Raw genomic sequence first — 7,982 nt, forward strand, 5'->3', positions numbered from 1 at the left:
GCGGACATTATCTCGACTACTGCAGCGTACCCATACCCTTTATACCCGCCAAGCGTTTCCCCGGGCCCGCCCAACGGCGTGAGCGCTGCTTTCCCTTTGGTAAGGTCAATAAGGATTTGTTTAGTATCCGTCCGGGTATTCCCGTTTTCGTCGATCACCAACCCCGCAGGAGTTTCGATTCCCGCGCGGTCGTACATCTCAATTTTTCCGCGTTGCGTAATTGACGTTGCGCAGTCTATAAGAAACGGGAACGGATCATCAGAAGGGAACCCTACCGTTAACGGATTAGTCCCCAGCATATTCTCCACACCCCAGGTCGGCGCGATTGACGGCCTGGCGTTAGTACCTGTCATCCCCGCCATCCCGTTTTTGATTGCCATAAGAGGATAATATCCTGCGATACCGTAATGCGTCGAGTTACGCACAACAGTCATCCCGATCCCATACTTCTTAGCTTTATCGATAGCCATCTGCATAGCTTTCACGCCGATCACGTGCCCCATCCCGTGATTACCATCGATAACCGCGGTTGCCGGGCTGTCTTTAACAACGTCAAACTTTGTCACTGGCTTCTGTATCCCTTGCAATATACGGTCAATGTATATAGGCTTGAACCGTCCCACCCCGTGAGAGTCAATCCCGTGCTTGTCCGCTGTGATGAGAACTTCCGCACAGACTTCCGCATCAGCTTTCGGCACTCCCACTGCTTGGAATACGTCAACCATAAACTTTTCCGCAACTTCGAACTTTACCCATTTAACATCTTTTGAAACTATGACCATTAAAAAAACCCCTTCCCTTAAATCCCAACCACTTATTTTACTAAAAAAACCGGTTTTTTTTACTTCCCAACTTTTAATCCCAAAACAAACTTAAACGGCACGATTGGCACGCGGTACTTCTCAAACGTCGAAGGCCCGCAACTACCCGTCCCAAGCCCGCATTGTTTATGATCAACGATTAACGTTATAAAATCGCGTTTTACGAGGTCATACGTATGCTTTGCATCATCAATATCCTTGACGGTATAATAACTTGCGTTGAAGTCAAACTCCGGGTAACCGGTTAACTTAAGACACGGTATATTTGCATTACCAGTTTTATCCATCCTGAACTCCGCCCAGCGCACACTCCGGCGGTTACCGTTCTCCTGCGGGTATATGTAGTTTGTGAACAATCCATCAACTGTGTTGCTATAAATCCCGAACTCGTTCGCGTACTCACTATCATTATACGCTTCCCCCGGCCCGCGGCCGTACCATTTCGCGTTACACAACTTTTTATTGAGTTCCATAACAATTCCAACCCGGGGTAAATTTATGGGTAACCCTATCGGCATCCCGCTGAACTCCAGAATAATCTCACCGGTATTATAAATGTTGTATTTGTAGTTACAAACCACCTTATGCCGGAAGACTGGGACACCCATTGTTGTACCGATATTAACGCTCACGAATTTCCCCTTGTTTTTACCGGTACCCGGGACAATATCGAAACCGTCCAAGCGTTCAACAAAGTTGTGATACCCAGCAGCTAACCACTGTTTCCGTAACCCTGCGGGAGCGTCATCCCTGCGATCATTATCTATTGTTGCACGCCAAAAATTAGCTTTTATCGCGGAAGTAATAACCTTTTGCCCGGCATAGGTAACTTCCGCTAACTGCCCATGCACACGGTCAAAGTTTAATACCATATCCCCGGATTTCACTGTAACACTATGCTTCTCATCCTCAACCACAACATTCCCCGTATTTTTTACACAAATTTCAGGTAATGAAGAACGTTTACCAGCGGCCTGCGTATTTAATCTTAACTGTTCACTGGCAATAACATGCCCTTTCACAGCATAACGTGTATTTTCACGTGAGGTAAAGTAGAAATTAATAAAATATTCAGCCTCACAACTTTTTGAGTTAAACTTATGCTTGAACGTTACTCTTACCTCCTCCTCACCGCGTGCCGGGGTATCCATCCGGGGCAATACCCCGGACTCTACCACCACACCGTTTTCCAGGAGGCACCACTTCCCATCGAGATGCGACAGTGTACGGAAATCATAACGGTTCTCAATGGTGAAACCGTTATTCCCTTTCCCTGAAAGTATTTTCACGCGGACAGGTTCAATCCATTTAGCGTATTCTATCATCCCGGGTGACGCTGTACGGTCCGGAAACATTAATCCGTCAATAACAAAATTGTAGTCATTAGGATAATCCCCGAAATCACCGCCATAGGCATACCATGTTTTATTACCCTGTTTCCTAACCTGTTTAACCCCGTGGTCAATCCATTCCCACACAAACCCACCCTGTACCTGCGGGTTAGCGTCGAACATTTCAAAATACTCCTTAATCCCCCCGGGGCCATTACCCATTGCATGTATGTACTCGCACATAATCATTGGATACTTATACTCATATTTTTGAACCAACTGCACACACACCTGTGGAGCGGGGTACATCCTGCTGATAATATCAGTGATTGACATTTCATAATCATTCTCGTAATGCAGCAACCTCGTATTATCCCGTTTTTTTGTCCACCGCGCCATAGCTACGTGGTTACACCCGTACCCGCTTTCGTTACCGAGCGACCACATAATTATGGATGGATGATTCTTATACTCTTCCACCATCCTCTGCATACGGTCAACAAACGCATCCTCCCATGAAGGCCACATTGACGGGTTTTGGTTAGACCCATACCCAAACCCATGGGTTTCAAGATCGCATTCTGAGATCATATACAACCCGTACTCGTCACAAAGACGGTAAAACTCGCGGTGGGGCGGGTAATGCGAGGTACGTACAGCATTAACCCCGAACTTTTTCATTAACTTAACATCCTGCTCCATAGTATCGTATGACAACGCACGGCCATCTACGGGATGCCATTCATGGCGGTTCACCCCGCGTAAAAATATTGGTTTACCATTAACCAAAATCTTACCATCAACGATCTCAACCTGCCTGATACCAACCTGTACGGATTTATAACAAATACTTTTCCCGTTATTATCCTTCAACGCAAGAACGAGGGTATAAAGTACCGGTGTTTCCGCAGTCCATTTTCCCGGGTTAGACAACTTCGCGGAAAGTAAATTTATCCCATCTGTTTTTAATTCAGCAATAACCTTCTCACCACCACTACCCCCACGGTTTTCGTATAACCACGCATACACTTTTTCGTTATGCTCACACCCCTCAAGTTTAACTTCCGCAGTGATAACCGCATCGCGGTAACCATCCTTCGGGGATAACTTAGTTTTGATGAACACATCCGCGATATCCTCACTTGTTTGTGAGACAATATACGCATCCCGAAAAATACCGCTTAGCCACCACATATCCTGATCCTCGAGATAACTCGCGTCGGACCACTGCATCACCTGAACAGCAATAACGTTTTCTTCACCTATACGAACAAGTTTTGTGATATCAAACTCCGCGGTTAGACGGCTGCCTTTACTGAACCCCACCTTTTCTCCGTTGAGCCACACATAAAACGCGGAATCCACACCATCAAACCGCAGGGATACGCATTTACCCTTCATTGCAGGAGGTAATGTAAACCCGCGGCGGTAACACCCAGTAGGATTATCCGTAGGAACTCTCGGCGGGTCTACCGGGAACGGGTACTGAACGTTGGTATAATGCGGATACCCATACCCCCGCATCTGCCACATTGACGGTACTTTCAGTGAATCCCATTTTTTATCATCAAACTTTTCCAGCCAAAACTTTTCCGGTACCACTAACGGTGACTGGTAGTACCCGAACTTCCACTCACCATTAAGAGAGAGAAACCTTGTTTTATCGTTACGGTACTCACTGCGTAATGCGGATTTAATATCAGAATACGACGGCAAATACGCATGCGGCGTTAAACGGTTAATCCCAGTAAGTTGATGGTTCTCCCAGTCATTACGCAAAAATGTATTACTCATTAAAACCTATACCCTCCTAAATATTTATCAAAAAGATATTTTAAAACATTATGGCACAAAATGCGGTTCACAATACCGCCCGCGCTTACTCGCATGCCCGAGGAATTCAAGCTGTTCCACTGCTTGTTCAGGACACAGGTTCATACACCGCATACACTGCTCGCATAAACGTGACCACTGCGGTTTTTCGTCCACCATTTTTATAGCATTAACCGGGCACTGTTGAGCGCATATCCCGCAGGAAGTACATTTATTATTAACCCGGAAGTACATCCACAACCGTTTGATACCGATATTATGGAATGCAAACCGTACAAACCCGAACACAACCTTCTTAATCCCGTGTAACGCTAAAGATTTCTTATAATTATTACCACAGATAAAATCCCTCACGATTTCCTTAACCCGTTTTTCACCGGCGGTAAGGATTTTCTCAAGCACACTCCCTACTGGTGGATCAACGAACGTCACCCAGTTTTCCGGCATCATTACTACAGCGGTATTACACACTTCATACCCCTTTTTCTCCAATAACTTCCTGGGATTAACCAACGCCCACCCTTCCTGCCCTGCAGCGGCGGTAATCAAAAAAGTTTTAGTCCCCTGCGCAGCAGGAGGCAGCATACGGATAAAACGTTGAACATACCTAGGAGCGTCAAACGCGTAGACAGGATAAACGATCCCTATCAACGGGTATTCTGAAACATCTTCCGGGCTGAACACCGTCATTGACGCAAGAGTTACTTCACGTCCGATTTCAGTAAAAACATCCTTTACGATATCTGCTATACGCTTAGAATTCCCGGTCCCTGTGAAATACAATATTAATACTTTGTTGGTATCAGCGTTATTCATTTATTAGGCAATAACCTTTCTACTTCAGTAATGTTTTGGATATAATCACGTGACAGTGTCAACCGTTCACCCGTTGGTGCAACACATACACTGACATGATTTTTCTTCATCTGCAGAGAGTTGGCATCCGCTCTGAACTCACGGTCATCACCCTGGTAATTACGGTATCTAATAACCACCACTTTCTCGGGTTCAAACGACCCATCAAACTTTTTGTATACCGTTTCCTCCCCGTGCTTCCTCGGTGCGGCCTGGTTTTCAAGATAGTACTGCTGATCAAACTTACTGCACCTGTGGTTAAGGCAACTGATTTTACTAAAATACTTTTTTGCAGATTTTGTCCTGCATTCCGGGCACACCACAACTGTTGTAAACAACACTTTTAAAATGTTCATACCAGATAATCTCCTCCGCTGACTAATATTGTATTCAATTCAGGAGCGGTTAGGTAAACGAAATACACCATTTATGGTGTAATTCTTCAATTGCGCCCATCTACAGGCAGTACTTTTCTCTCACTAAGTTTGGTTAACCCTGCTGCTGCTTCTGGGTATGGAGAGAAAACCTTCTTGGAAGAAAGTTTGGCAACCGCCCCTGAATATTTCTTAATTCTACAGCTATTTTTCCATACAAAAAACGGTGCGTCAATATGCCCGTGAAGGATTAACCTTCGGCGATGCAAAAATGACGGTAACCCATGTTTTCGCAGGGTTTGATAACTAATAACCCTGAAATTACCTTTCTTATGCCCTTTGTTCAGGACTAACGCCAACACTTCCTCCGCCAGCCATCTATCAAGAAGTTTAAGTTGTCCCTCATCATTAACGTGTTTCAGGTAATAATCTATTATCGCGACATTACGTATCCCGCGGGATATTGTATTATTCACGATACGTATAGCTAACTCCAGTCGTTTATCCATATTCTTAAATTTAAAAAAACTTTTTTTATACCTGCGGAACGCGTAACGGAATATATTACATATTTTCCTGAACTTATCACGGGAAAGGCGTGTTTTTTTGTTGATATCAAACTCAAGCCCAAGATGCCGTATACGTGTTGAATTAACAAACATCCCGTCACTACGGTTATCATGCGTAAACAAAACGTTTTTGGTATGTTTAGGTTTACTTACAAGGTTAAGTTCAGCCAGGCATTTATCAAACAGTTCAGCTGCGGCATACGCTGGTGCGGGTTCATTTGAGAGCACAATAATATCGTCGCAGTACCGCACATACTTTGTATTCGGTACAGCACTTAGTTTACGGTCAAACCCGGTTAAATAAATGTTTGCCAGTACACACGCGATTGCCGTCCCAAACGGTATACCTTTCTCCGCGGTTGTTACTTCCCCGTTTTCGTTGAAATACTTAAACTTAACGCGTTCACTCACGAGCTGCCACAGATAATCCCCGGGTGGTATATAATTTTCAAGGATTGAGAACAATATTTTGTGGTCCACAGATGCGAAGTATTCCTGGATATCGCGTTTGATAACGTATACAGGCATTTTTGATGACTGAAGCGCTGCTGCGATGTATCTCTGGCACCGGTCAACACCATACCCTTTTACGCGATAAGCGTATGACCCGCGGTAAAAGTGTTTATCCAGATATTTGTTCAGTATACGGTATAATAATAGGTCAGCCAGGCGTTCTTCCCAGGGATAAATATAAATATTCCGCTGTTTACCATTAAAATTATGCCGTACCGCAAGCCCTGGCCGGTAAACAAACCGATGGTTCGTCAACCTTTTATGTATCCCATCGATATTTCGGAGGCCGTTTCTCGCGAAATCGTAGAATGTCCTGGTATCGGTAGATACGGTCAACGCTTTCCGCCAGTTAAACAACGGGTTAGTATATAACCGTACCGCTGTTTTGTATAACTCCGTCTCGTGGTATACTTTTTCCCAAAATAATCTGGTATCAATGTTTTCCATGCAGAATAGATTCTACTATTTTTATTGAATATAAGAAATCTGGAATATTAACTATAGTATCAAAGGACCTTAGTCAAGATTTCAAAACAATAAAAACACATTTTCTTGATGACAAATATGAAAAACGGAGAGGGTGGGATTCGAACCCACGGTCGCATTACTGCGACACACGCTCTCCAGGCGTGCCTGTTAGGCCACTCCAGCACCTCTCCGTCGAATACGCAGTTTCAGGCAGAGCAGAATTACGAACCAACCCTACTCTTTCTCTTCTTCGTTTATTGTAAGGTTCACAGTCGAGCCAGCAGGTACTTGTTTACCCGCAACGGGCGACTGGCCGATAACAATCCCGAACTCTTTTGTTATATCACACGTTTTTCTAATCTCCCCGATCTTTAACCCGGAGGACATAAGTTTTGACGACGCAGCGTCTAACGTACTTTTTATTAATGACGGCACCGTAACCTTCCTCGGGCCTTCACTGATAATAATCTTTACCGGCGTACCTTTTTTTATCTTGAGGTCCGCTACAGGGTATGTTCCTACGGCTTTACCTTCAGGAATATCCGCAGACGGCGCTTTCTCCGTTGCGCTGACCACAAGGCCTGCTCCTTCAAGGGTTTGCCGCGCAACCGCTGAGTCCATCCCTTCAATTTTCGGGATCATAACCATCTCAAGGCCTTTACTTACAACAACGCTTACTGTCCCGCCCCGTGCGAGTTCAGAACTTGCCTGCGGGCGCTGTACCGCGATCTGTCCTTTTGGTACTTCACCGTTTTCTTCTTCGCTATCCACTACAACGGATAACCCTTCTCTGCGCATCATCATTTGTGCCGCGTCAGGCGTCATTCCGACAAGGTTCGGTACTTTTATCTTCGGTGTGATCACCGGCGCTAAGAACAGAAAACACAAAACAAACGTCCCGACGGAGATCAGGGCTGACATAAAGAAACTCACAAGAATCACGGATACAATTGACACTCCGGATTGAGGTTTTGCCCCACCCGAAAAATGCACCTGCGGCTGCGGTTGTTGTTGCTGGTCCATAAACTTTTTTACTCCTTTACATTTCCTAAATATTACTATGATTAATCTTTTAAGATAATAATTTCTACACGCCGGTTCCTTGCGCGGCCCACACTATTTTTGTTTGACGCTATGGGTTTCATTGACCCCCAACCTTTTACGGATAACCGTTTAGGATCAACCCCGCGTTTAACAAGCTGGCTATAGATTGCCCAT

Annotated in this window: 7 protein-coding genes and 1 tRNA gene; all 8 read right to left on the reverse strand. The window is 44.9% G+C overall.

What is annotated here, in order from left to right; all coding sequences use genetic code 11:
- Positions 1-782: Ldh family oxidoreductase (locus WC955_12525; protein ID MFA5859879.1), on the reverse strand; the 782-nt coding region annotated here is incomplete at its 3' end.
- A gap of 59 nt (positions 783-841) precedes the next feature.
- Positions 842-3,946 (reverse strand): glycoside hydrolase family 2 TIM barrel-domain containing protein, encoded by a 3,105-nt coding sequence (locus WC955_12530; protein ID MFA5859880.1) that lies wholly within the window; start codon positions 3,944-3,946, stop codon positions 842-844.
- Positions 3,947-3,994: 48 nt separating this feature from the next.
- On the reverse strand, positions 3,995-4,801 hold the full coding sequence (locus WC955_12535; protein MFA5859881.1) for an EFR1 family ferrodoxin: 807 nt from the start codon (positions 4,799-4,801) through the stop codon (positions 3,995-3,997).
- On the reverse strand, positions 4,798-5,196 hold the full coding sequence (locus tag WC955_12540; GenBank protein MFA5859882.1) for a hypothetical protein: 399 nt from the start codon (positions 5,194-5,196) through the stop codon (positions 4,798-4,800). Before WC955_12540 ends, WC955_12535 begins: the two co-directional genes overlap by 4 nt.
- 86 nt (positions 5,197-5,282) lie before the next feature.
- Positions 5,283-6,743, reverse strand: coding sequence for a reverse transcriptase domain-containing protein (locus WC955_12545; GenBank protein ID MFA5859883.1), 1,461 nt, complete (start codon positions 6,741-6,743; stop codon positions 5,283-5,285).
- A 125-nt stretch (positions 6,744-6,868) separates the two neighbouring features.
- A tRNA-Ser gene (locus WC955_12550) sits at positions 6,869-6,955 on the reverse strand.
- Between the two features lie 43 nt (positions 6,956-6,998).
- The gene (locus WC955_12555; GenBank protein ID MFA5859884.1) at positions 6,999-7,787 is read right to left on the reverse strand and encodes a PASTA domain-containing protein; all 789 of its coding nucleotides are present in this window, start codon (positions 7,785-7,787) and stop codon (positions 6,999-7,001) included.
- Between the two features lie 41 nt (positions 7,788-7,828).
- Positions 7,829-7,975: an OmpA family protein gene (locus tag WC955_12560; protein ID MFA5859885.1), complete on the reverse strand. Its 147-nt coding sequence runs from the start codon at positions 7,973-7,975 to the stop codon at positions 7,829-7,831.
- Positions 7,976-7,982 lie beyond the last annotated feature (7 nt).

It is taken from the genome of Elusimicrobiota bacterium (genome assembly GCA_041658405.1).
Classification (GTDB): domain Bacteria; phylum Elusimicrobiota; class UBA5214; order JBBAAG01; family JBBAAG01; genus JBBAAG01.